Origin of the sequence: Pseudomonas sp. ANT_H12B (assembly GCF_008369325.1) — a bacterium.
In the GTDB taxonomy this organism is placed as follows: Bacteria; Pseudomonadota; Gammaproteobacteria; order Pseudomonadales; family Pseudomonadaceae; genus Aquipseudomonas.
This window is the reverse complement of record NZ_VOBI01000048.1, coordinates 1-1,619: the sequence shown is the minus strand read 5'-3', so window position 1 is coordinate 1,619 and position 1,619 is coordinate 1. Positions and strand designations below refer to the sequence as shown.

Sequence of the window (1,619 nt, the reverse complement as noted above, 5' to 3'; positions counted from 1 at the left end):
TATCTTGTTGGACAGGGTTCTCGACAAGGTAAAAATGAACGCCGATGGGGAAATCTACATCGAACAAGAAGACGGGAAGCCACCAATAAAAGTCTAACCGTTAGACAAGAGTCCACCATTAGAGATAGTGGACCCTGCTGCGCAGGGAGTGCACACCCTTTACCGCGCGCAGCCACCGCTTCGCTCAGAAAACCACGGTCCCGCCTCAAAGTTCCACGCTGGAACTTTTCAGCGAGCAGTACCAGGTAGCGAATGCAAAGAGGTATCAGCAATGAGCGATGACCCGAAAAAGTTCCACGGTGGAACTTTTGAGCGAGCAGTACCTGGTGAAGATCAGAACGCGGAAAACGGGGTCAATGCCACGGATGAAAAGCTTCTGGAATTTCTAAAGCACCCTGAGAAGAGTTTGGAACCACTGGGCCCGCTAGCTGGCCCTGCTCAAGGCGGCTGGTTCGAAGAAGAAGAGTAAAAGTTCCACGCTGGAACTTTTGAAGGGACTCGGATGGAAGCCGTAGGGCTCTGCCCTACCACCCGCTCTTCGCCCGAGAGCGCGGGACGAAAAAGCTGTCCCACCCTCACGAACAAAGACTGAATGGAAAGCTCACCTGGCTAACAAAATAGCCTCCGCAAACAGATCTAGTGACGCATAGCCGGCACAACCTTTACGGTCCAAATAGAAGCCTTGAATGCCGTGAGCAGTAGGCCCATCGCAGTCAAAACGTCGTGAATCACCAATCATCCAAGCATGTTCCGGAAGCGCAGAAACCGACTGCAAAGCTTCGTGATAAATGACGGCCGAAGGTTTAGTCGCACCGACCGCAAAGCTATAGATATAGCCATTCAAGGTCGGGAAAAGTCGCTCAATTGCCGAGGCATACGGTTGAGCAAGGTTCGAACAAACAACAACCTTTATGCCCGCGGCTTTGAGCGTTTTAACAGCCGCGAGACCATCGGAATAAGCCTCAATACCTGCCAGCTCCCTTTCCAAATCCGATTCGAGGCGGCTCATCATAGAAGCCTCAACCCTGATGCCGAAATGGTCAGCGGCCTGCCTTAAATCCAATGGCTTAGTCAGCAAATCTTCGGCATCACGGCTGCCGGGACGGCGGCCTTGCTCGATCCCTAGCTTGAGGATTTTGCGGTAAGGATGAGAGCCTTCCTCAATTTTTAGCAATGTGCCGAAAGCATCAAAAATTGCTACAGAAACGGGCATACGTAAGAGCTCAGCGGAATGCTTAAAAGACAAAAAAGGTCACCTATCTATAAAGTTCCAGCGTGGAACTTTTCAGTGAAGCATCTGCCTTCGGCAGGCAGAAAGCCGACTTTATAGGCGATTATAGAGCGATTATAGAAAGGCGATCTGAGCACACAAATCTCTAACTCTACGCCTCGCATAATGGACGTTATGGATAAATTCAGCGCCGGGGCTTCGCGATTATCCCGGCGCTAAATTCGTCGATAACGACGGCATAGCTACCATAACGTCATCGATATTATGCGAACCTAAGGATTCTCCTTGTGGGGCTCTGCTCAATGCTTTTCACCAGGTGATCAGGCTGGCCAGGCCGAATTTGTCGCATGCGAAAAAACACCATCTCGAGCATGACGATTCCGCAGGA

Annotated in this window: 2 protein-coding genes; one reads left to right on the top strand and one right to left on the bottom strand. The window is 50.9% G+C overall.

The features are described 5' to 3' along the window. Nucleotides 1-271 precede the first annotated feature (271 nt). The gene (locus tag FQ185_RS30035; RefSeq protein WP_149420601.1) at nucleotides 272-469 is read left to right on the top strand and encodes a hypothetical protein; all 198 of its coding nucleotides are present in this window, start codon (nucleotides 272-274) and stop codon (nucleotides 467-469) included. Nucleotides 470-601: 132 nt separating this feature from the next. Here FQ185_RS30035 and FQ185_RS30030 read toward each other — a convergent pair whose 3' ends face one another. Continuing rightward, nucleotides 602-1,213 carry an HAD family hydrolase gene (locus FQ185_RS30030; RefSeq protein ID WP_149420600.1) on the bottom strand — a complete coding sequence of 204 codons (612 nt, stop codon included), beginning with the start codon at nucleotides 1,211-1,213 and terminating at the stop codon, nucleotides 602-604. Nucleotides 1,214-1,619 lie beyond the last annotated feature (406 nt).